The following is a 22870-nucleotide window of genomic DNA, read 5'->3' as shown; positions in this document are numbered from 1 at the left end:
GGGACCTTCCTGGACAGGCGGTCGATCAGGATGTCGTGGTCCACCCGGTCGAAGAACTTCTCCAGGTCCACATCCACGACGATCCGGCGGCCGGACTGCACGAAGCCTTGCGCCGCAAGGACGGCATCGTGCGCGCTCCGACCAGGCCGGAAGCCATAGCTGTGATCGCTGAAGCCGGGATCGAGGATCGGCTGGAGAACTTGCAGCACCGCCTGTTGGATCAGGCGGTCCGTCACCGTGGGGATGCCAAGCTCGCGCTCGCCGCCCCCCGGCTTGGGGATCATCACGCGACGCACCGGCTGTGGCCGGTACGTCCCCTCCCGCAGGCGGTCGCGGATGGCCGGCCAGTGGGTTTTCAGCCGTTCGGCGGTCTGGTCGATGTCCAGCCCGTCCACCCCGGCGGCTCCCCCGTTGGCCCGCACCTTCTTCAATGCCCGCAAGAGGTTCTCTCGCGCCAGGGCCGCGTCGAGCAGCCCCGGCCCCATGGCGTCCGTGCCCCGGCGCGGGTGGTCGGCTTCGTCAAGGCGGGCCTCCGGACGGGCTTCACCCGCCCTCCTTTCCCCCCTCCCGGATTGCTCCGGCATCTGACGCCTGGCCTTCCACATCGTCGGGCGAACTCCACTCTCCCTCGTTCGGCCCTTCGGTCGCGGCCACGCCGCTCCCTACTATGGCCTCTGCTGACTTCCCGCTCCGGCTCGACGCCGTCGCCCTTTCAGGCGCAAGGCGGGATCTCCCCAGGTAAGAACGCTCTCCGTCACCGCACGACCGCCGGATCTACGCCGCTTCCCCTTGATCACGAGAGCTTCGCGGTCATTGGCCCGCTCGCCCTGGTCGGCAGCGCCTCATATCCGGTTCTTGTTCATCGGCCCGCGGCTTCGATCCACGCTTCCTCCCCACGGTCGGTCGCCCTTCCGCAGTTGCGCTTCACTTCGCTCGCCGTGATCAGCTTACGATGGGACTTCCACCCACAAGAGAACGCCCATGCTGGGCGCACCAAACAAAAGGGCGGCCCCGAGGGGCCGCCCTTCCGTCGTTCGGTGTGTGCGAACGGGCTTCGATCAGAAGCCCATGTCGCCCATGCCGCCCATGCCGCCGGCCGGCATGGCCGGGGCCGGGTTCTTCTCCGGCTTCTCGGCGATCATCGCCTCGGTGGTGATGAGCAGCGAGGCGACCGAAGCGGCGTCCTGCAGGGCCGTGCGGACGACCTTCACCGGGTCGATGATGCCGGCCTTCACCAGGTCGGTGAACTCGCCCTTGGCGGCGTCGTAGCCGTAGTTGGTGTCGTTCTGGTCCAGCAGCTTGCCGACGACGATCGAGCCGTCCGTGCCCGCGTTGTAGGCGATCTGGCGGACCGGAGCCTGCAGGGCGCGGCGGATGATGTCGATGCCGACGCGCTGCTCGTCGTTGCCCGGCTTGATGCCGTCCAGCGCGCGGGTGGCGTACAGAAGGGCGGTGCCGCCGCCGGCGACGATGCCTTCCTCGACGGCCGCGCGGGTCGCGTGCATGGCGTCGTCAACGCGGTCCTTGCGCTCCTTCACCTCGACCTCGGTGGCGCCGCCGACGCGGATCACCGCGACGCCGCCGGCCAGCTTGGCCAGACGCTCCTGCAGCTTCTCGCGGTCGTAGTCCGAGGTGGTCTCCTCGATCTGCGCGCGGATCTGGCTGGTGCGGGCCGCGATGTCGTCCTTGGAGCCGGCACCATCGACGATGGTGGTGTTCTCCTTGGTGATCTGGACCTTCTTGGCCGTGCCGAGCATGTCGATGGTGACGTTCTCGAGCTTGATGCCCAGGTCTTCCGAGATCACCTGGCCGCCGGTGAGGATCGCGATGTCCTCCAGCATGGCCTTGCGGCGGTCACCGAAGCCCGGCGCCTTCACCGCGGCGATCTTCAGGCCGCCACGCAGCTTGTTGACGACCAGGGTGGCAAGCGCCTCGCCCTCGACGTCCTCGGCGATGATCAGCAGCGGGCGCGAGGACTGCACGACGGCCTCGAGGACCGGCAGCAGGGCCTGCAGGCCGGACAGCTTCTTCTCGTGCAGGAGGATGTAGGGGCTCTCCAGCTCCGCGACCATCTTCTCGGCGTTGGTCACGAAGTAGGGCGACAGGTAGCCGCGGTCGAACTGCATGCCCTCGACGACGTCCAGCTCGGTCTCGAGGCTCTTGGACTCCTCGACCGTGATGACGCCCTCGTTGCCGACCTTCTCCATCGCCTCGGCGATCTTCTGGCCGATCTCGACCTCGCCGTTGGCGGAGATGGTGCCGACCTGGGCCACTTCGGCGTTGGTCGTGACCTTCTTGGCGCGCGACTTGATGTCGGCGACGATGGCCTCGACAGCCATGTCGATGCCGCGCTTCAGGTCCATCGGGTTCAGGCCGGCGGCCACCGACTTGACGCCCTCGCGGACGATCGCCTGGGTCAGCACGGTCGCGGTGGTGGTGCCGTCGCCAGCGAGGTCGTTGGTCTTGGAGGCGACCTCACGGACCATCTGGGCGCCCATGTTCTCGAACTTGTCCGAGAGCTCGATCTCCTTGGCGACGGTGACGCCGTCCTTGGTGATGCGCGGGGCGCCGAACGACTTCTCGATCACGACGTTGCGGCCCTTCGGACCCAGCGTGACCTTCACCGCGTCGGCGAGGATGTCCACGCCGCGCAGCATCTTCTCGCGGGCGCTGGCGGAAAACTTAACGTCCTTGGCAGCCATGTCTCGATTCCTTTGACTTCGGATATTCAGATCGGATGGGACGGAAGCCTCAGGCCTCGACGATGCCCATGATGTCGGATTCCTTCATGATCAGGAAATCCTGGCCCTCGATCTTCACCTCGGTGCCCGACCACTTGCCGAACAGAACGCGGTCGCCCGCCTTCACGTCCAGCGCGACGATCTTGCCGCTCTCGTCACGCGCGCCGGCACCGACCGCGATCACCTCGCCCTCCTGGGGCTTTTCCTTGGCGGTGTCGGGGATGATGATCCCGCCCTTGGTCTTGGTGTCGGACTCCAGGCGCTTGACGACGACGCGGTCGTGCAGCGGACGGAACTTCATGGGGAGGCCTCCTCAAAAAGGCTTGGTTTTGGAATTGCAGCCCGGTGGGTCTGTTAGCACTCGCCCCCGGTGAGTGCCAGAGAGCTAGTCGAAGCCCTTCGCCGTTGCAAGAGGGTCTTCAGCGGGTTTTGTGCGAAATGCTGGCAGCACTCCCGCCCTCATGCTGCTAATCCATTGATATGAAACAGAAAACCTCTTTCCCTGTTGATGGGATGGGGTGCAAGCTTTCACGGAAGGGTAACGCGTTCCCGATCGGACGCGCCGCCCGGACGGCCTTGGCACCCCCCCGTGCCCACCTGCTTCCACGGCGATGGAGACAGCTCATGGCGAACATCGGCCTTCAGCTTCGCAACTACCGCCTGACCACGGCGGAGATCCTCTACCACATGCCCGACCACCCCAAGCTCCTGCAGAGCTACCTGTGGCAGGACATGGACATCGCCCCCGATTATCCGGTGCTGCGGCGCTTCCTGGATTTCTGGCAGGCGAACCTGGACGGCAAGCTGCATTCCGTGACGCTGGCGTCCCAGACGCTGATCACCCCCGGCGTCTGGCGCCACACGGCGGAGTTCCGGCTGCAGTAGGGCCGGCCCGGCGCAAGGCCGGACTACCCCTTCACCAGGGCCGGGAGAGCGGGCGCGCCCTCATGCCGCACCCGCTCCCGGCCAGTTCATTTGACGCGGCGCGGCTTTGCGCCCACATTCCGGCGCGAGTTTCCGTTTCGTTTACCGTATCCCGTTTCATCGGAACCTGCGCCTTGACCACCCTGACCGCCACGGCCGGCGACCGCGCCGCCCCCTCCACCCGCCCCGTCGCCTATTGGCTGCTGTTCTGCGCCGGCATGGTCTTCGCCATGGCCGTGATCGGCGCCATCACCCGGCTGACCGAATCCGGCCTGTCGATGGTGGAATGGAAGCCATTGATCGGCATCCTGCCGCCCCTGTCGGAAACCGAATGGAACCGGGTCTTCGACCTCTACAAGGTGACCCCCGAATTCCGCGCTCACAACAGCTGGATGGGGCTGGAAGACTTCAAGCAGATCTTCTTCTGGGAGTGGTTCCACCGCTTCTGGGGGCAGATGATCGGCTTCGCCTTCCTGATCCCCTTCCTGTTCTTCTGGGCCAGGGGCCGCGTCACGAAGGAGCTGTGGCCGACGCTGATCGGGCTGTTCCTGCTGGGCGGCCTGCAGGGGGTGATCGGCTGGTACATGGTCATCAGCGGCCTGGTGGACCGGCCCGACGTCAGCCATTACCGGCTGGCGCTGCATCTGGGCGTGGCGATCCTGATCTACGGGCTGCTGCTGCGCACGGCGCTCGGCCTGCTGCGGCCGGAGACGCCCGCCGGCGCCCACCCGGCGGCACCCGGCCTGCGGCTTCACGCGCGGATCGCCCTGCTGCTGGTGGCGCTCACCATCGTCTGGGGCGCCTTCGTCGCCGGCACCGACGCGGGCTTCGCCTTCAACAGCTTCCCGCTGATGGACGGCCACCTCTTCCCGCCGGAGGCCGCCAGCCTGTCGCCCTGGTGGATGAACCCGCTGGAGAACATCGCCGGCATCCAGTTCACCCACCGCGCGCTGGCCATCGTCACCGCCCTGGCCGTGCTCGCCCTCTGGGTCCGCGCCCGCGCCGCCGGCCTGCCCCGCAAGGCCCACGTCCTGGCGAGCCACACCGCCGCCATGGTGCTGGTCCAGGTGGCGCTGGGCGTCGCCACCCTGCTGACCGTCGTCTGGATCCCCATCGCCGCCGCCCACCAGGCCGGCGCCCTGCTGGTCGTCACCGGCCTCGTCTGGCTGCTGCACGAGCTGCGGGCGCGGGGGTAACGGAACAATGACAGCGCCGCGTCCTGCGCAGGGCGCGGCGGCCCGTCAGGACCGTGGCCGCAACGGCCCGACCGTCCGGACCAATTTGCCCTCGTGTGCCTCCTTGGCGAGGCGGCGGATCACCTCACGAAGCCGTTCCGGCGCACGGTGACCAACGATGCCGCATCCGGGGTCACCGAGGGCCGGGAAGAACTCCGGGGTGCATGGCAGGAACGCCACCTTGCGCAGGTCGAGCGAGAACGGCTTTCGTTGTCCCAGGGCGAGAGACTGCTCGGCGCTGAATTCCGCGACACCCTTCGCTTTCGGCTGGTTCGCGAGCCGTTGCGTCGTGGTCGTGTAAACCGCGACCACCAGACCATCCGGCTTGCGCTCGACGACGCCCAGGCAATAGCCGATGTGCTCGACCGGTGCCGGATCGTCGGGATGGCTCGTGAAGGGAAAAAGGCAGCGGATGAAATGCCCCTCCTTGAAGGGGACGGCCATCAGCGCCCGCCGCTGGCGAGAATGGCCTCGATCAGGCCCTTGCGCTCCTGATAGGACTCGTCGGTTTCGTCCTCATCACGGACCAGCGTGTAGTCACGCACGTCGTCGGGCGCCCAAAGCACGAAGCCGTCATTGGCCTCCTCATCCTGAGGCAAACCGAGATCACGGCGGACGAGGGCTTCGACGTAGTTCGTCAGGGTGCGGTTCTCACGTTCCGCCTTGGCCCTGGCGGCTTCCAGTATCTCTTCGTCCAACCGAAATGAGATGTCCTGTTTCATGCATCCCCCGGGGCGGCACGGTCTCATTTCAATGTAACGCGCCGCGGTGGATATGGCGAGATGATGGCGCGCTTGTTTTCCGCCATGACTGGAGCAAACAGGCCCAGCTTTCAGGCGTATCCGCCGTCACCCAGCGTTTCAAGGTGGGCCAGCACGGCATCGGTATGCCCACAGGCGACCAGTTCCTCGGCCGTTCTGCCGTCGAACCCGGACAGCGGCTGTTGCCGAAACCAGTGAGCCGCCCTGGCCGCGTCGCCGCCAAGCAGAGCGGCGGCGGCGCCAAGGACTTCCGCGACATCATTCCGTGGCAAGGCGGCTCTCCTTGAAGTCGGCCCCATGTGCATGATCTCAACAAATCATGCACATGGATGGCTCCCGGTCCAAGCCTCCTCAGCCGCCCCTCACGCGTCGTGGGAGCGGATGAAGTCGCGGATGCGCGGCATGACCAGCTCGCGCCAGCGGCGGCCGTTGAAGATGCCGTAATGGCCGACGCCTTCCTGGAAGTGGCGGACCTGCATCGCTTCCGGCAGCGAGGAGCAGAGCCGGTGCGCCGCCACGGTCTGGCCGGGGGCGGAGATGTCGTCCAGCTCGCCTTCCACGGTCATCAGCGCCGTGCGGCGGATGGCCGAGGGCTCGACCTTCTGGCCGCGCGACACCATGGTGCCGTTGGCCAGCGCGTGCTTCTGGAAGACCGTCTCGATGGTCTCCAGGTAGAACTCCGCCGACATGTCCATGACGGACAGATACTCGTCGTAGAAGCGGCGGTGCTGCTCGGCCGATTCGCCGTCGCCGCGCACGAGGTGGCGGAACAGCCCCAGATGCTCGCCGACATGGCGGTCGAGGTTCATCGACATGAAGCCGGAGAGCTGGATGAAACCCGGATAGACCCGCCGCATCGCGCCCGGATAGTAGAAGGGCACGCTGGTGATCACGCTGTGCTCGAACCAGGAGAGCGGGCGCGACATGGCGAGGTTGACCGGCACCGTCGGGTTGGCCATCGGGTCGATCGGGCCGCCCATCAGCGTCATGCTGCGCGGCTGCACGGCTTCGCCGTCGGCCGCCATCAGCGACACGGCGGCCAGCACCGGGACCGCCGGCTGGCAGACCGCGATGACGTGGGTCTGGTCGCCCAGGAAGCGGATCATCTCCTTCACGGAGTCGATGTAGTCGTCGAGGCCGAAGGCCCCCTTCGACAGCGGCACCAGCCGGGCGTCGATCCAGTCGGTGATGAAGACGTCGTGGTCCTGGAGCAGCGCCTGCACCGTGCCGCGCAGCAGGGTCGCGTGGTGGCCCGACATCGGGGCGACCAGCAGCACGCGCGGCTGTCGCGGCGTGCCCTCGGGCTTCGCGAAGTGCAGCAGGTTGCAGAAGGGCAGGCCGAGCACGATCCGTTCGGTGACCGCCACCGCCTCGCCGTTCACGGTGGCGCTGTCCAGACCGAAGGCCGGCTTGGGGAAGCGCCGCGTCGTGCGCTCCAGCAGCTCCGCCCCGGCGGCGACCACGCGCCCCATGTTCGTGTAGGACACGGGGCTGAACGGGTTCTGGAAGGTGAACTGGGCGGCTTCCGCCATCATGCGCATGGGCTGCAAGGCTGCGTGCTGCATATCGTAGAGATGGTAGAGCACAGTTCCTCGCTTGAGCGGTTATCCCTCACCCGGCCGGGGACGTGGCATACGAACGTTGGTAGTACCAATAAGCATTTTGGACAGGCCCATCGGCGTAGGTCAAGGCCTGATATTTTACATCTGGGCGTTGTTACAGAAGAAACAAGCCAGACCGTCCAAAGGGTTCACGCAAGGCACCTGTGCGCCGGGCCTTCCCCGGAGGGCCGGGCCGTCCCGTCCAAAGGGGTGCCGCCTCGCCGTAAGCAGCACCTCCTTCTCCTAGAACAATTGGATGAACGGAATGTTACGGAACGGCGACGACCGCGCGGACCGGAAGATGATCCGAGGCGCGGCGGGTCAGCACGTTGCGCACCACCTGATAGGCGGGGATGGTCAGGCCGCCGGTGGCGTAGATGCGGTCGAGCCGCAGGGTCGGCATGCGGGCGTGGAAGCTGCGGGGATTGGCGCAGTCCTCGAAGCCCTGGGCGAGCCGCCGCAGCCGGGCGGAGTTCGGCGCCCATTCGTTGAGGTCGCCCATGAACAGGGTCGGCAGGCCTGGCTGCGCCTCCACCCGGGTCATGATGCGGGCGACCTGCTCGGCGCGCTCCCACTGGTCCAGCCCGAAATGGGCGACGATGACGCGCACCGCGCGCCCCTCCACCTCCACCACAGCCTCGATGGCGCCGCGCGGCTCGCGCCGGCCGACGCTGAGGTCGAAGGTGTCGCAGGAGCGCACGGGCAGACGGGTCAGGATGGCGTTGCCGTAATGGGCGCGCTCGCTGTGCTTGGTCGGGCCGGCGTGCGCCTTCAGCCCCGTTGCCCGCTCCAGGAAGGCGAACTGGTCGAGCCCGGTCTCGCCGCGGTGGTGCCAGCCGACCTCCTGGAGGCCGATCAGGTCGATGTCCAGATCCTTGATGACCTCGGCGATCCGGTCCGGAGCGAAGCGGGCGTCCAGCCCGACGCAGCTGTGGATGTTCCAGGTGGCGATGCGCAAGCTGGCCATGCCCGGCGGCACCGTTCCATCCCGCCCGTCCAGGCGGAGTTTCCGACGGCGGGCGCGCAAGGCCGCAGCCAATCGCTCCACGCGCTCACGACTGAATCGAATCACGGCCTCTCCTGCCTCCTTGCCTTGCCCACGAGCCAGCCGGCCGCCCAGCCCAGGCTCATGGCCGCCGCGGCAAGGCCGGCGAGCAGCGCCATGTCCTCCAGCGTGGGGGCGGACAGCGTGCGCTCAAGCTGATGCCCCAGCACGCTGAAGGCAAGGGTTCCCGGCGCCATGCCGGCGGCCGTTCCCACGATGTAGTCGGTGAAGCGGATGCGCGAGGCCCCGCAGACGAGGTTCACCACGGTGAAGGGCGCCAGCGGAACCGCGCGGACGCCGGCCACCGCCACCACCCCGCTGCGCGCCAGCCGGGCGCTGATCCGCTTCACCGACCGGCCCCCCCAGCGCTCGATCAGCCCCTGCCCCAGCCGGCGCCCGACCCAGAACAGGACGGTGGCCGAGGCCAGGACCCCGCACATGGCGGTCGCGAAGCCCAGCGCCGGACCGAAGGCGATGGCGGTCGCCGCCACCAGCAGCATCACCGGGAACATGACCAGCCCGCCCGCGACGTAGAGCAGGACCAGCAGAAGCGGCCCCAGCGGCATGGCGCGCAGCTGCGCGAACAGCTCCAGCACCGAACCCAGCGTCGCCCATTCCCGCATCTCGGTGTAGCGCCACATCGCCGACAGCCCGACGGCGGCGGCCAGCAGCAGGAGCAGCGCCACCCAGGGATGGCGGCGCGGGATGCTGGAGGGCAGGATGCGGCGCACGATCTCCACGGCACCCACCGGCCGTTCCGGGTCGAAGACGCGCGCCTCGGCCACCGCCTCGGCGAAGGCGCCGGGTTCCTGGCGGTCGAGCGGCTCCAGGGTCCGCCCCTCGGGCCGGCGCAGGGCTTCCACCGCGCCGATCAGCGAATCCCGGCGCTCCAGTTCGGCGGCGAAGCGCTCGGGCGTGGTGCCGAGATGCTCGGCCAGCAGGTCGTCGCGCACGGCGGCGATGGCGCGGCGCACCTCCTCCCCCTTGCCGCCGGCCCCCTTGCCGCCGGCCGCCATGCCCGGCCCGTCCGGGGCCGTGTCCGGCGGCGCCTCCAGTGCCAGGTCGCATTCGGTGTCCAGCCCCATGGAGCGGTTGTTCAGGTTGGCCGAGCCGATGCGCAGGATGCGGTCGTCCACCACCATGACCTTGGCGTGGACGGTGATGGCCGTGCCGCCGTCGGTCATCGCCGCGTAGAGCCGGAAACGGCCGTGGCGGTCGGCCTCGCGCAGCTCCCGCGTCAGCCGGGCGCGGGCGCCGAGCATCACCGCGTTCTCCAGCCAACTCGTCGTGCGGAGCGGGTTGACCACCACCACCTCCGGCCCGTCCGGCTCGGCGAGCCGCGCCTTCAGCGCGTCGGCCACGGCGGTGGAGGCGAAATACTGGCTTTCCAGATAGATGAAGCGGCGGGCCGAGGCGATGGCGTCCCGGTACAGCGCCTCGACCTCGCGCACCTCGGCGCGGCCGTTCCCGGCCGGCTCGGTGCGGGCGATCCCCACCGGCACGTCGCGCAGCAGCGGGGCGAGATTCGGCGGCCAGGGATCGCTCGGCACGCTGGCGCGCAGCTTCGCGCGGGGGCCGTGCCGGGGCCGCGTCCGCAGGCTCTTCAGGCCGGGCGGCGTCAGGGCGACGCCCGTGGCGCGCCACCAGCGCTCGCGGAAAAGCTCGCCCAGCGCGCGGGCGGCGTCCCCGTCCACCGCCATCATCAGATCGTGGAAGGGCTCGTAAGGGGTGCCGTCGGGCTGGCGGCGCAGGGGCTCCTCGGCCCGGTGGGCGCGCGTGTCCCAGCGGTTGGCCGTGATGTCGAGCCCGCCGCAGAAGGCCAGCTCGTCATCGACAATCAGCATCTTCTGGTGATGGCAGGCGCCGGTCGGGTGGTCGCCGTCCAGCCGGTACTGGAGACGCCGGTGGCTCAGCCAGTTGCGCAGCAGGAAGGGCTTGGACCAGCGCGCCAGGTCGAACAGCTCCGCGAAGTCCCATTTCAGCACATGGATGGTCAGGTCCGGCCGCGTCGTGGCGAGCCAGTTCAGCAGGGTGCCCAGCCGGTCCGGGCGGCGCGGACGGCGCGTCTGCGGCATCAGCCGGATGCGGGTGTCGAGGTCCCAGGCGGTCAGGTAGATGCTGCGCCGCGCGCGCCGCATCGCCGCCTTGGCGTGGATGAAATACTCCTCCGCGTCGATCACCACGCCGAGCCGGTGCGCCGTCTCCACCCGCCAGACATTGTGGCCCGGCGCCAGAACTCCCTCATGACCGATGGGTTCAAGGCCAGCCGGCGCATAGGAACCCGGCGCGGGTGGCGCCCCGGCGAAGCCGGAACGCGCCGGGCCGGTGTTGGGGAGCGGACTGTAGGGCGAGAAGGACATGCGGCGGGCGGACCTGAAAGCCTTGGTGACGGCACTGCCGGAGCGGCACCGGAACGGAAACAGGCGGGCGGGGCCGATGGCCCACGCCGCCCTGGGGAATAAAGGCCGGGAATAAAGGCCAGCCCCAATTGTCGGCACGCGAGGCGCGTTGCGCCATTCAGCCGAACGGAGAAATTCCGTTGCCCGCCCGGCCCCATCGCGCTTACCGTTCTCCCTACCCTTTCGGTCGGAACGCTCCCCACGGCGGCACGGGCCACCCCAGCCGCCGGACCGCCGCCCCTTCCTCCGGCCTTCCGCAACGCAGCCCAGCCGACCTTGCCCATTCCCGCCCTCTTCCTGTTCGTCCTGCTCGCCACGGCCGGAGCCGCCCTGGCGGAGGGCGACCCCTGGGCGCCGGCCCTGCGCGTTGCCGCACAGCTCCCCGCGTCGGCCGCCCTCGCCACGGCGGCGCTGGCCGCAGGGGCCTGGACCGGCGCGCGGCTGGGCGCGCGTCCCGTGGGGACGTCCCCGCTTTCGGCGGCGGCCGGGCTGCTGGCGGGAGCCGGGCCGGCGCTGCCCGCCTTCCTCGTGGCGGCGGTGCTCGCGGCCCTGACCGGCGCCACGGCCGGCTGGACCGCCTGGCTGGCGGCCTGGGCGTCGCTCGCCCTGCCGGCGGCGGCGCAAGCCACGCGCATCGCCCGCGAGGCCCTGACGGAACGGCTCGATGCACCGGAATCCTTCGGCGCCATGGCGCGCGGCCTGCCGGCGGAAGCAGTGCTGAGCGGCCGGACGCGGCCGGCGGCCGTGGGCGCGGTGGCCCGCGCGCTCGGCTCGGCCGGGGCGGCGATGGCCGCCGGCACGGCGGCGGCGGAAGGGCTGTTCGGCCTGCCGGGCGCCGGAGGCCTGTTCGTCGAGGCCGCGCGGGCGGGCGAGGCGGGGCTGGCCCTCACGGCGCTCGCCGGGCTGGCCGGGCTCGCGCTGCTGATCGATGCCGCCGCCGCGGGTCTCGCGCGGCCGGACGGCGCCCGACGATGAACCTCCCACCCGACACCCACCCCTGGCCGGCCGCGTGGCGCCGGCTGACGGCACGGACGCCCGCTGCGGCCGGGCTGGCTCTGCTGGCGGCATTGCTGGGGGCACTCGTGCTGGCGGCGGCCCTGCTCGGCGATGCGACCCGCGACCCGCTGCCTCGCGCCTTGGACGCGGCGCGGATCAGCCTGTCCTTCGCTTTTCTCGCCGGGCTGCTCGGGGCCGGGATCGGCCTGGCCTGGGGCCTGCTGGCGGCGGCGCTCGGCGGGACGGCCGGCCGGCGCCTGGTGGAGACCGCGCGCGGGCTCGCCGCGCTGCCGCTGGTTCTGGCCGTCCCGCTGGCGGGCGGGCTGTCCGGCCATGACAAGGCCATGCTCCTCCCCGCCGCCGCGCTGGCCGCGGCCCCGGCTGTGGCGCTGGCAACGCAGGCCGCCCTGCGCGGGCTGATGCGCGCGGAGTTCCTGACGGCGGCCAGGGCCTCGGGCGCGACCGGGCGGGAGGTGCTGCTGCACCATCTGCTGCCCAACGCGGCGCTTCCGCTGCTCGCCGCCGGCTGGTCCGCCCTGCCCCGCGCGCTGGCGGCGGAGGGGTTCTCCGGCGCGCTCGGGCTCGGGCTGCCGGGCGGGCGGGCGGGGTTGGGCACGGCCATCGGCGCCGCGGTGGCGCGCGGCGACGCGGCGGGCCTGCTGGCCCCGGCGCTGCTGCTGGGCCTGACCCTCTGGGCGCTGGGCGCCGTCGGGGATGGGCTGCGCGCGGAGGCGGACCGGTGAGCGGAGGCGGGCTTCCGGGCGATGCCGCCCGTGCCGGAGCGGTGCTGGAGCTGCGCGGCCTGTCCCTGCACGACGGCGAGCGCTTCTACGTCGAGAAGGCATCCCTCCGCCTCGAGGCGGGCGAGGTGTTGGCGGTGACCGGCGATCCCGGCGCGGGCAAGAGCCTGCTGCTGCGGGCGCTCGCCGGTCTGACGCCGGCCGGGCTGCGGCGGGAGGGCCATGCGCGCGTGTCCGGCCGGGCCGCGCTGGCCGTGGCGAACCCGGCCCTGGCGCCGGAGCTTCCGCTCGAACATCAGTTCGCCGAGCTTCTGTCCGCCACCGCCGGGCTGGACCCGGAGGCGGCGCGCGTCCGGGCAGCCGCCGCGCTGGACCGCATGGGCGCGCCCTCGCCGGCGAAGCTTCTGGATCTGCCGCCGCGCGCCCTGACCGACGCCCTGCGCTGGCGCGCCGCCCTGGCGCTCGCCATGGCCGGCGGGCCGGCGCTGCTGCTCGCCGATGCCCCGGGGGCGGCGCTCGACCCGACCGTGCGCGCGGAGCTGCTGGCGCGGCTCGCCGGCTGGGCGCGGGAAGCGGGGGTGGCGCTGCTGCTCGCCGGCCGACCGGAGGATGGGGTAGACGGGCCGGCCGACCGGGTCCTGGCGCTGGAGCGCGGGCGGCTCGGCCCGCCGGCGCCGGCGCCCGCCGTTGCGCACGCGGCGCAGCACCCGTCCGGCCCGCCGGTCCTGTCGGCGCGCGACCTGAGCGTGGCCTTCCCGCTGGGGGACGGACGGGTGCTGACCGCCGTGGAGGGGGTGAGCTTCGGGGTAGCGCGGGGCGAGACGCTGGCCCTGCTGGGCGAGACCGGCAGCGGCAAGGCGGTGCTGGCCCGCGCGCTGGCGCGGCTGGCGCCGGTGAGCGGCGGGCGCGTCACCTGGATGGCGCAGGATCTCGCCCGCGCCGGGGACGAGATGCGGCGCGACATCCAGCTCCTCTTCCCGCATCCGGCGGCGGCGCTGGATCCGCTGATGACCGTCGGCGCCCAGTTGACGCAACTGCTCAAGCGCCTGCGTCCGGACATCCCCGCGGGCCGCCGGCCGGCGCAGATCGGGCGGGCGCTGGAGCGCGCCGGCCTTCCCGCCGCCACCGGAGGCCGTTATCCCGGCGCCCTGACCCCGGAGGAGGCCGCGCGCGCCGGGCTGGCCCGCGCGCTGGTGACGGAGCCGCGCCTGCTGATCGGGGACGAGCCCGCCGGCACGCTGAGCGGCGCGGCACGCGAGGCGTTCCTCGCCCGGCTGCTCCGGCTCCAGGAGGAGGAGGGAGTGTCGCTGGTCCTCGCCACCCAGGACGCCGGGACTGGCCTGCGCGTCGCCCACCGGGCTCTGGTGCTGGCGGGCGGTCGCGTCGTCGAGGCGGCGGACGCGGCGGTGCTGGCGGACGGCGCGCGCCACCCCTACAGCCGCGCGCTGGTCGCCGCCGCGCGCGGAGAGCGCCCCGGCCTGCTGCCGGGCGAAGCGCAGGGACGGCAGGAGGCCGGCTGCCCGGTGCGGGCGCGCTGCCCGTCCGCGCGGGGTGCCTGCGCGGAGGCGATGCCGCCGCTGGAGGAGGTCGCCCCCGGCCATTGGGTGGCCTGCCACGGCCCGGAACCTGGCCAAATCTGAACAATCAGCGGCCAAAAAGGCGGCCAAAACACGAAAAAGGCGGCCGCACGCCATGCGCGCGGCCGCCCTTCGCAGGAAAGACCAGTCACCTCATTGGCCGGGCGCCAGTTCGGACGCCCGGCCGGAAGGCTCGCCTCAGGCCGCCTTGCGGACGGCGGCGGCCTCGGCGAAGACCTTGATCGTCTGCTCGACGAAGGCCGGCAGCTCGTCCTGGCCGAGCGCCGTGACCGTCACGTTGTCGACGACCAGCGTCTCCTCGCTGAGCTTGGCGCCGGCGGCCTCCAGCTCGGCGCGGAAGGCTTCCGGCGCGGTCAGGGTGCGGCCCTTCAGCTTGCCCGGGATGGCGAGCAGCTGGATGCCCTGACCGATGGCGGCCACCGGCTTGCCGGCGTCCAGGAAGTGGCCGACGATGCGGCGGGTGTGGGCGTTCTGCTGCAGCTTGGCGACGCTGCGCTCGCCGCCCGGCAGGATCAGCATGTCGAAATCGGCGCCCAGCACCTCACCGACCTGCTTGTCCACCGGGAAGTAATGGCCCCAGGCCTTGCCGTGCCAGCCGTTCACGAGGCCCTGCTCGGGGGAGATGGTGCGCAGCGTGGCGCCGGTCTTGAGGAGAGCGCGCTGCGGCTCGGTCATTTCGAGTTCCTCGAAGCCGTTGGCAACGAGAATGGCGATGGTCTTTCCTGCGAGGGACTGATCCATGCTTGTCCTATCCTTTCGTTGTTCAACCCGAACATGCGCGCCGGAAGTGCGGACGGGGGCGGTGCCATGGAGAAACGGCATCGCGCCGCGCAAGACATCCCCAGGGATGGGGGTATGCGCAGCGACGTGGTCCGCCACCGATCCTGGTCTAGGAGACGCCGGCGCCGGGGCGGACGCGCCCCGATCGGGTAATGATGAGCATGGGACAGAAGTGGGCTGGATGAGCCCGCAAGTCAATGGCTGTTTGCACGCCGCCGATGCCGCCGCGCGCCCTCACACCAAGGTGCCGATTCGGCACGAACGGCTTACCACAAGGGGCGGATGCCCTTTGCGGCTTCCGCCGCGCGCTCCGCCCGGCGGACGGTGCAGCCCAGCCATGACGCAGCGGCTTGGCTCAAGCCCCCGCAACACTCTGCCGGGAAGTATGAGGGCTTCCCACCGTCTTGCAAGCGGAAAGCGGGAGAAGCGGACGGACGGTCGGCGACGGGCCGGGCCTGAAGGAAGCGGCCTGGAAAGAGAAGCGGCCGGGAAATCCCGGCCGCCAAGTCAGGTCGAAAGCCCTTACCGTGAATACCCGTCGAAGCCGTATCGCGGGGCCTACCGGCGGTGCCCGGCCAGGAACCGGACGACCGCGCGGAAGCTGATCCAGATGTTACATCGGACACTCGCAGCTGCAATAACCCGTTGATCGGAAAAGTGTCTTGCGGTCATCGACCCGTCACGGCTTGCTGTAAATCGGTAAAGTTTGTAAACTCCCCATCAATAAGGGGACGCCCGCGCGGAGGCGCCCGGCTTGGGGGAGCGTTGCAGCATGGAAAAGAAGGCGATGCTCGGGCCGAAGGTCCGCCGCCTGCGCCGGGACCGCGGGCTGACCCAGGCCCAGATGGCCGAGCAGATCGGCATCTCGCCCAGCTACCTCAACCTGATCGAACACAACCAGCGCCCGGTCACGGTGCCGCTGCTCCTCAAGCTCGGCCAGCATTTCGGCATCGACCTCCAGACCTTCGCGGAGGACGAGGAGAGCCGGCTGGTGGCGGGGCTGCGCGAGGTCTTCGCCGACCCGCTCTTCGACGGGTCGGACATCAAGAACCAGGACTTCCGCGAGCTGGCCGCCGTCGCCCCGACGCTGGGGCAGGCGGTGGTGGCGCTCTACCGTGGCTTCCGTGGCGCGCGCGACGACCTCCAGGTGCTGGCCGAGCGCATGGCCGACCGCGACAAGCTGAACCTGATGCAGAACGCGAGCTTCCCGCAGGAGGAGGTGCGCGACCTGTTCCAGGCCCATTCCAACCATTTCCCCGAGCTGGAGGCGGCGGCCGAGGCCCTGTGGGAGGAAGCGCAGCTGGAGCGCGGCGACCTGTACCGCGGCCTGACCGACTGGCTGCGCCACCACATCAACGTGCGGGTGCGGCTGCTGCCGTCGGATGTGATGGGCTACGCGGTGCGCCGCTTCGACCGCCACACCCGCCGCATCCTGCTGTCGGAGATGCTGGCGCCGTCCGGCCGCAACTTCCAGATCGCCTGCCAGATCGCGCTGATCCGCCACCGCGACCTGCTGAACGGCATCCTCGACGCCGCCGGCATGCAGGGCGACGAGGCGCGGCGGCTGGCGCGCATCGGGCTCGCCAACTATTTCGCAGCGGCCGTGCTGATGCCCTACGGGCTTTTCCTGGAAGCCGCGCGCCAGGTCCGCTACGACATCGAGATCCTGCGCCGCCGCTTCGACGCCTCCTTCGAGCAGGTCTGCCAGCGGCTGACCACGCTCCAGCGGCCAGGCGCCAAGGGCGTGCCCTTCTTCCTGCTGCGGGTGGACAGCGCCGGCAACGTGTCCAAGCGCTTCTCCGGCGCCGGCTTCCATTTCGCCCGTTTCGGCGGCGGCTGTCCGCGCTGGGTCGTCTACGAGGCCTTCCGCACCCCCGGCAAGATCCACGGCCAGGTGGCGCAGATGCCGGACGGCACCGCCTACATCTCCATCGCCCGCACGGTGGCCAAGGCCGGCGGCGGCCACCGCAGCCCGCCCCAGCTCTTCGCCATCGGGCTCGGCTGCGACGTGCAGCACGCCGCCCAGATCGTCTACGCCGACGGCTTCGACCTGGAGAACACGGGTGCCGCCACCCCCATCGGCGTGAACTGCCGCCTCTGCCCCCGGTTGGACTGCTCGCAGCGCGCCTTCCCCCCGCTGAACCACCGGCTGATCGTGGACGAGAACCTGCGCGGCCTCTCCCCCTACCTTTTCGCCCCGCCGAACGGCGGGTGAGGGATTGCACGTCGATCCGTTTCGTCAAAGCCTGCAGCTTTTCCCCTCGTCATCCCCGCGAAAGCGGGGATCCAGCCGTTTCCATAGCGAAACCGTTGGAAACCCTGGATCCCCGCGTCCGCGGGGATGACGGCGATAGGGTGAATGACGCTTGGCCTTGCCCCTCCTGACCGGGCTTGGGTACGGATTTCCCAAGCCCATCTTGTGGTACCTGCAAGACCACAACATTTTTGTGAGCATTATTTCGTGGCTTTTTCGGCGCGCTGTTGTTAAGGATCCGCGCTGCACCGCAATGCGCCCCGGCGCCGACACGGACCTGGTAATTCCATGAGCAACCTCATTCACGAACGCGTCCTCACCGTGCATCACTGGACGGACACGCTGTTCTCCTTCACCACCACGCGCGACCCGTCCTTCCGTTTCGAGAACGGGCAGTTCGCGATGATCGGTCTGGAGATCAACGGCCGGCCTCTGCTGCGCGCCTACAGCATGGCGAGCGCGAACTACGAGGAAAACCTGGAATTCTTCAGCATCAAGGTGCCGGACGGGCCGCTGACCTCGCACCTCCAGCACCTGAAGGAAGGCGACACGCTGCTGGTCAACCGCAAGCCGACCGGCACGCTGATCGTCGACAACCTGCTGCCGGGCCGCAACCTCTACCTGCTCAGCACCGGCACGGGCCTCGCCCCCTTCCTCAGCATCGTCAAGGACCCGACGGTCTACGAGAAGTTCGACCGCGTCGTGCTGACGCACGGCACCCGCACGGTCGGCGAGCTGGCCTACCAGGAGCTGTTCACCAAGGTCCTGCCGGAGAACGAGTTCTTCGGCGACGAGGTGCGCGAGAAGCTGATCTACTACCCGACGGTGACGCGCGAGGAGTTCCGCAACACCGGCCGGCTGACCGACCTGATCCGCAACGGCAAGCTGTTCAGCGACATCGGCCTGACGCCCTTCGACCGCGAGGCCGACCGCATCATGATCTGCGGCAGCCCGGCGATGCTGGAAGAGACCAGCGCCATCATGGACGAGCGCGGCTTCCAGCAGGGCACCAACGCCGAGCCCGGCCACTATGTCATCGAAAAGGCCTTCGCCGAGCGCTGAGGCCCCGGAATCGGCATGGGTCCGGAACAGACACCGGAATAAACAGGGACGGGGTGCGTTGATCCCTGTGACGTTGGCACGTCACCTTTGTCCTTGAAAACTCGACGGGCGCGCCTTTCGCAAGAGAGGCGCGCCCTTTTCCTTTTCGCCGCGACGCGGTGGCGAGCCTGTGGCAAAACGCCATTCGAACAAACCCGCCCTCCCCTCCCGGTCAGGCTTCGGACAGACAATCCATCATGCGACTCGTGAAGATCCTCGCCGTGCTCGTCGTGGCCGGCCTCGCCAACTTCGCCTATTGGGCGCTGCCGAACCAGCCGGTGCCCCTTGAGGCGCCGCCCGGCGGCAAGCTGAAGAGCGTCTCCTTCGCCCCCTTCCGCGACGGGCAGAGCCCGCTGACCTACGACATCCCCACACCCCAGCAGGTCGAGGAGGACATCGTCGCCATCGCCCCGCAGGTCGCGGGCATCCGCACCTACAGCTCGGTGGACGGGCTCGACGTGGCGCCGGAACTGGCGCGCAAGCACGGCATGCAGGTGACCATGGGCGCCTGGCTGTCGCCGACCCCCGCCCAGAACGAGCGCGAGATCGCCGCCCTCATCGACCTCGCCAACCGCTACCCCGACGTCATCACCCGCGTGATCGTCGGCAACGAGGTGCTGCTGCGCCGCGACCTGAACGTCGACCAGCTCATCGGCTACATCGACCGGGTGAAGGCCGCGGTGAAGCAGCCGGTCTCCTACGCCGACGTGTGGGAATGGTGGATCAAGTACCCGCAGGTCGCCGACCATGTCGACCTGCTGACCATCCACCTGCTGCCCTACTGGGAGGACGTGCCGGCCAGCGTCGAGGATTCCACCGAGCGCATCCGCAAAAGCTACCGCATCATCGCCGAGCGCTTCCCGGGCAAGCCGATCCTGGTCGGCGAGACGGGCTGGCCGACCGCAGGGCGCTCGCGCGGCGCCGCGGAGACCGGCCTCGTCGAGAAGGCGCGCTTCGTCAACAGCTTCATCCGCCTCGCCGAGCAGGAAGGCTTCGACTACAACATCATCGAGGCCTTCGACCAGGGCTGGAAGGCGAAGCTCGAGGGGACCGTCGGCGGCCACTGGGGCCTCTACGACAGCGACCGCAACGCCAAGTTCTCGCTCGCCGGCCCGGTGGTCGAGAACCAGCGCTGGATGACCTACTTCATCGCGTCGAGTGCGCTGGCCCTGGCCCTGTGGGTCTGGGTCATGACGCAGGGCGGCCGTCTGACCGCCGGCGGGGCCGGCGCCCTGGCACTCCTCGCCACCGCCCAGTCCTCCCTCTTCGCCCAGGCCGTCCACGGCGTGATCCACGGCAAGCATTACTGGGACGACATGTTGCTCGCCGCCGTCATGCTGGCGCTGATCGCCGTGCTGTCGGTGACGACCCTGCTCGCCGCCCGCCGCGCGCTCGCCACAGGCGCCCTGCCGCTGGAGCCGCTGGCGGGGCTGCGGGGTCACCCGGCCTTGTCGCGCACGGAGACGGTCGGCCGCCTCGCCGCCGTGGCGCTCGGCGCGATGGCGCTGGTCTGGGGTCTGCTGATCGTGTGGGACGGCCGCTACCGCGACTTCCCCAACGCCTACATGCTGGCCGGGGCCGCCGGGCTGGTGGGGCTGGGCGCGCTGCGCGCACTGCGCCGGCCGGAGGGGACGGGACGCCTCGGCGCCTTCGCCGTGGGCTCGCTCTTCCGGCAGGCCGTCGCCGTGCCGAACGGGCCGGGCGTCTCCTTGCGCACGGCCGTGGCGGCCATGCCGGTGGAGGGCGCGCTCGCTATCGGCCTGCTGCTGTCGGCCCTGCTGACGGTGCTGGCCGAGGGCTTCGTGCCGATGGAGTCGATCCTCTACGGCCAGCTCCCGATCATGGAGTCGCTGCACGAGGTGGACTGGACCCAGCCGAACTGGGAGGCGCTGGGCTGGGCGCTGCTCCAGCTCCTGCTGGCCGTTCCCTTCGCCGCCGCCCTTCTCGCCGCCCGCCGCGACAACCGCGAGCGCACCGGCGAGTGGTTCCGCCGGGCTGCGTGACGCACCGCCCTGCTTGGAAAGAAGCCTGTTTTTCCGCCGTCATTCCCGCGAAAGCGGGAATCCAGGGCAACTCGACCACGCCCCTGAATGGCCCTGGATCCCCGCTTTCGCGGGGATGACGAAGGGGATGGTCACCCCCGAGGGGCGCCGGCCGGTCAGGCCCCCTGCCCCGCGGCCCCCGGCGGGATGGCCGGGGTTTCCGCCGGCTGGGCCAGCGCCTGGCGGCTGGCGGGGCTCATCACCACCTGCATGTGCGGCAGGGGGATCTCGATCCCCAGCTCCTCGAAGCGCTGCTTCATGCGGCGGTTGAACTCGCGCTGGACGCCCCACTGCTTGATCGGGCGGGTCTTGAAGCGTGCCATGATGACGATCCCCGACTCCGCCAGCTGGTCCACCCCCATGATCTCCAGCGGCGCCAGTATGTCCGGCGCGAAGAGCGGGTCGGCCTGAAGCTCGGCGCCGAGCTGCGTCAGCACCGCGACCACCCGGTCCGTGTTCTCGCTGTAGGCGACGCGGATCGGGAAGACCGCGAAGGAGAAGTCCTTCGTCATGTTCGTCACGGTGGTGACGGAGCTGAAGGGCACGGAATGCACCGCCCCGGTCGTGTCGCGCAGGCGGATGGTGCGGATCGACAGGCTCTCCACCACGCCGGAATGGCCGCCGACGCTGACCACGTCGCCGACGGAGATCGCGTCCTCGAACAGGATGAACAGGCCGGTGATGATGTCCTTCACCAGCGTCTGGGAGCCGAAGCCGATGGCGAGGCCGATGACGCCGGCGCCGGCCAGCAGCGGCGCGATGTTGACGCCCAGCTCCGACAGGGTGATCAGCACCACCATCGTCACCAGCAGCACCAGGAAGGCGTTGCGCAGCAGCGGCAGCAGCGTGCGCGTGCGGGCGCTGCGCTCGATGACGCGGCCATTGTGGTCGGTGGCGGCGAGCGCCCGCTCGATCAGGCCGCTGACCAGCTCCCAGGCGATGACGGAGATGATCAGGATCAGCGTGATGCTGATGACGCTGCCCAGGATGCGGCGGCCGAGCGGCGACTCCAGATAGCCGACCGAATCCACGCCCCAGGCGTTCAGCACCGCCGTGGCGGCGGCGAACCAGATGACCACCTTCACCATGCGGTGCAGGATCGGCAGGTACCGGTTGGCGCGCTGCTCCAGATGGGGAAACAGTTCGCTCAGCTCCGGCAGGACGCGGAAGCCGCGCCGCAGCACCCGGTTGGTCGCGTTCACCGCCAGCCGCGCCAGCGCCACGACGGCGATCGTCGTCAGGGTGGCGCGCACCAGATACTCGAACCCGCCATAGACGTTCAGGATCCAGATGCCGAAGCTGACCGCCACGTAGGCGATGGCCAGCACGTGCCAGACGTCGGCGAAGCGGCGGCGCGCGGTGCGCAGCACGGCGCCGCTCCCGCCCGGCTCGCCGTTCGCCGGATCGCCCGACAGCGGCGTGCCGCGCAGCCACTCGGCGACGGAGACGCGGTTCTGCAGGATCAGCACGATCAGCATCGTCGCGATCAGCAGGCCGAGCAGCTTCAGCACGGCCCCATAGCCGCCGAGCGGCAGCCCCAGCACATAGGCGCCCTCGGCGATGAAATAGCCGTAGACGGCCGTCGCCGACAGCCGCCGGATCCAGACATAGAGATAGGCCGCCGTCTCGTCCCCCATGGGGATCAGCCGCAGCCGCGGTGTCACCGGCGTCAGCACCAGCCGTGCGGCCAGCAGCACCGCCTGCACCATCACGGTGGCGTTGATGATGGCCAGCGCCACCATGCGCACGCGCGGCGCCGGGCTGCTGGCGGACAGGATGCCGTAGGCGACCACGACGAAGGCGACGATCGGCAGCAGGTCCAGGATGCCCTGGGCCATCAGCAGCGGCACCCGCCCCACCGCCGAGCGCGGCGCCCGCGCGGCCAGCGCGGCGCGGGCCGGGTTCAGCAGCCAGTTGGTGAAGCGTTCGATCACCACGCCGGCGAGGATGATCAGGGCGAACTGCAGGGACAGCTCCACCCAGCGCTCGCGCGCCGACGGGTCCTCCACCTGCCGCTGGAGCCAGTCGAGGATGCCCGGCACGTCGCCGAAGACATTCACCACCTGGATGATCTGCTCCCCCACGGCGTCGAGCTGCTGCGCCAGGAAGGACAGGGCGCGCGATCCGAGCGTCTCCCCGTCCGCCGGCTCCGCCTGCGCGGGCGCCGGGGCGGCGCCGGCGGGCTGGGCGGCGGGCTGAGGGGTGGAGGGAGCGGCGGTGCCGGACGGCGTGGCGGACGCCGCGGCGCCGCTCGTGGCGGGAAGGTTCTGCTGCGCCGCCATCAGCGCGCGGAGCTGCTCGACCAGCTTGGCGCGGGTGGCCGGGTCCTCCAGCGTGGCGACCAGCGCCTGGATCTGCTCCGCCGACGGGACGGCGCTTGGCGCCGCCGGAGCGGCGGGAGCGGCCGCCGCCGAGGACGTTGCCTGGGTCTGGGCCGGGGCCGCCCCCTCGGCGGCCAGGACGGGAAAGGTGACGAGCGTCGCGAGGAACAGCAGGACGGCGGCCAATCCGCCGCCCCGCCGGCTGCGTGCAAAAAGCATCCGTGAAAGATCCGTTCGCCGTTGCCTGGAAAAACCGGAAGGGAGGGTATCCCGCGCGCCCCGCCTTGCCAACCCGATGGGTCCGGCGCTTTCGGGGCAGCGGGGCCGGGCAT

Annotated in this window: 19 protein-coding genes; 8 read left to right on the top strand and 11 right to left on the bottom strand. The window is 70.3% G+C overall.

What is annotated here, in order from left to right; translation table 11 throughout:
• The 3 genes from JUB11_RS20535 to groES form a co-directional block, all read right to left on the bottom strand.
• On the bottom strand, positions 1-584 hold a 584-nt coding region (locus JUB11_RS20535), incomplete at its 3' end, for a reverse transcriptase domain-containing protein (protein WP_247887198.1).
• 474 nt (positions 585-1058) lie between these two features.
• Positions 1059-2702 carry a chaperonin GroEL gene (groL, locus tag JUB11_RS20530; RefSeq protein ID WP_207460443.1) on the bottom strand — a complete coding sequence of 548 codons (1644 nt, stop codon included), beginning with the start codon at positions 2700-2702 and terminating at the stop codon, positions 1059-1061.
• A gap of 49 nt (positions 2703-2751) precedes the next feature.
• Positions 2752-3042 carry a co-chaperone GroES gene (gene groES, locus JUB11_RS20525; RefSeq protein WP_207460442.1) on the bottom strand — a complete coding sequence of 97 codons (291 nt, stop codon included), beginning with the start codon at positions 3040-3042 and terminating at the stop codon, positions 2752-2754.
• A 323-nt stretch (positions 3043-3365) separates the two neighbouring features.
• On the opposite strand from groES, the gene JUB11_RS20520 reads away from it, so the two are divergent.
• The gene (locus tag JUB11_RS20520) at positions 3366-3626 is read left to right on the top strand and encodes an usg protein (RefSeq protein ID WP_207460441.1); all 261 of its coding nucleotides are present in this window, start codon (positions 3366-3368) and stop codon (positions 3624-3626) included.
• A gap of 173 nt (positions 3627-3799) precedes the next feature.
• A complete protein-coding gene (locus tag JUB11_RS20515) occupies positions 3800-4861 on the top strand; it encodes a COX15/CtaA family protein (protein ID WP_247887197.1) in 1062 nt (353 codons plus the stop codon).
• A gap of 45 nt (positions 4862-4906) precedes the next feature.
• On the opposite strand, the gene JUB11_RS20510 is transcribed toward JUB11_RS20515, so the two are convergent.
• The 6 genes from JUB11_RS20510 to JUB11_RS20485 all read right to left on the bottom strand — a co-directional run bounded on the left by JUB11_RS20510 (position 4907) and on the right by JUB11_RS20485 (position 10667).
• Positions 4907-5344: a hypothetical protein gene (locus JUB11_RS20510; RefSeq protein WP_207460439.1), complete on the bottom strand. Its 438-nt coding sequence runs from the start codon at positions 5342-5344 to the stop codon at positions 4907-4909.
• Entirely contained in the window at positions 5344-5622 is a 279-nt protein-coding gene (locus JUB11_RS20505; RefSeq protein ID WP_207460438.1) for a hypothetical protein, read from the bottom strand. The genes JUB11_RS20510 and JUB11_RS20505 overlap by 1 nt, the downstream gene beginning before the upstream one ends.
• Positions 5623-5732: 110 nt before the next feature.
• Positions 5733-5933, bottom strand: coding sequence for an antitoxin Xre/MbcA/ParS toxin-binding domain-containing protein (locus tag JUB11_RS20500; RefSeq protein WP_207460437.1), 201 nt, complete (start codon positions 5931-5933; stop codon positions 5733-5735).
• A gap of 90 nt (positions 5934-6023) precedes the next feature.
• A complete protein-coding gene (gene phaZ / locus JUB11_RS20495; RefSeq protein ID WP_207460436.1) occupies positions 6024-7247 on the bottom strand; it encodes a polyhydroxyalkanoate depolymerase in 1224 nt (407 codons plus the stop codon).
• Between the two features lie 283 nt (positions 7248-7530).
• A complete protein-coding gene (locus JUB11_RS20490) occupies positions 7531-8334 on the bottom strand; it encodes an endonuclease/exonuclease/phosphatase family protein (protein WP_348771474.1) in 804 nt (267 codons plus the stop codon).
• Entirely contained in the window at positions 8331-10667 is a 2337-nt protein-coding gene (locus JUB11_RS20485) for a VTT domain-containing protein (protein ID WP_207460435.1), read from the bottom strand. The genes JUB11_RS20490 and JUB11_RS20485 overlap by 4 nt, the downstream gene beginning before the upstream one ends.
• 315 nt (positions 10668-10982) lie before the next feature.
• Between JUB11_RS20485 and JUB11_RS20480 the strand changes: the two genes are divergently transcribed.
• From JUB11_RS20480 to JUB11_RS20470, 3 genes are read left to right on the top strand one after another with little or no spacing between them, the layout of a single operon-like run.
• Entirely contained in the window at positions 10983-11681 is a 699-nt protein-coding gene (locus tag JUB11_RS20480) for a peptide ABC transporter permease (protein WP_207460434.1), read from the top strand.
• Entirely contained in the window at positions 11678-12445 is a 768-nt protein-coding gene (locus tag JUB11_RS20475; protein WP_207460433.1) for an ABC transporter permease subunit, read from the top strand. Before JUB11_RS20480 ends, JUB11_RS20475 begins: the two co-directional genes overlap by 4 nt.
• Positions 12442-14082 carry an oligopeptide/dipeptide ABC transporter ATP-binding protein gene (locus JUB11_RS20470; protein WP_348771473.1) on the top strand — a complete coding sequence of 547 codons (1641 nt, stop codon included), beginning with the start codon at positions 12442-12444 and terminating at the stop codon, positions 14080-14082. The genes JUB11_RS20475 and JUB11_RS20470 overlap by 4 nt, the downstream gene beginning before the upstream one ends.
• A 135-nt stretch (positions 14083-14217) precedes the next feature.
• On the opposite strand, the gene JUB11_RS20465 is transcribed toward JUB11_RS20470, so the two are convergent.
• Positions 14218-14781, bottom strand: coding sequence for a DJ-1/PfpI family protein (locus JUB11_RS20465; RefSeq protein WP_207460432.1), 564 nt, complete (start codon positions 14779-14781; stop codon positions 14218-14220).
• Between the two features lie 811 nt (positions 14782-15592).
• Here JUB11_RS20465 and JUB11_RS20460 point away from each other — a divergent pair.
• From JUB11_RS20460 to JUB11_RS20450, 3 genes are all read left to right on the top strand, one after another.
• On the top strand, positions 15593-17035 hold the full coding sequence (locus JUB11_RS20460; RefSeq protein ID WP_207460431.1) for a short-chain fatty acyl-CoA regulator family protein: 1443 nt from the start codon (positions 15593-15595) through the stop codon (positions 17033-17035).
• Between the two features lie 327 nt (positions 17036-17362).
• The gene (locus tag JUB11_RS20455; RefSeq protein WP_207460430.1) at positions 17363-18136 is read left to right on the top strand and encodes a ferredoxin--NADP reductase; all 774 of its coding nucleotides are present in this window, start codon (positions 17363-17365) and stop codon (positions 18134-18136) included.
• A 236-nt stretch (positions 18137-18372) separates the two neighbouring features.
• Positions 18373-20178, top strand: coding sequence for a glycosyl hydrolase family 17 protein (locus JUB11_RS20450; RefSeq protein WP_207460429.1), 1806 nt, complete (start codon positions 18373-18375; stop codon positions 20176-20178).
• Positions 20179-20333: 155 nt separating this feature from the next.
• Here the strand turns inward: JUB11_RS20450 and JUB11_RS20445 are convergent, their stop codons facing one another.
• Positions 20334-22757, bottom strand: coding sequence for a mechanosensitive ion channel domain-containing protein (locus JUB11_RS20445; protein WP_207460428.1), 2424 nt, complete (start codon positions 22755-22757; stop codon positions 20334-20336).
• Positions 22758-22870 lie beyond the last annotated feature (113 nt).

It is taken from the genome of Azospirillum sp. SYSU D00513 (assembly GCF_017356015.1).
Taxonomy (GTDB): Bacteria; Pseudomonadota; Alphaproteobacteria; order Azospirillales; family Azospirillaceae; genus Azospirillum.
Note: the sequence above shows the minus strand (reverse complement) of the source record. Positions and strands in the feature narration are given on the sequence as shown.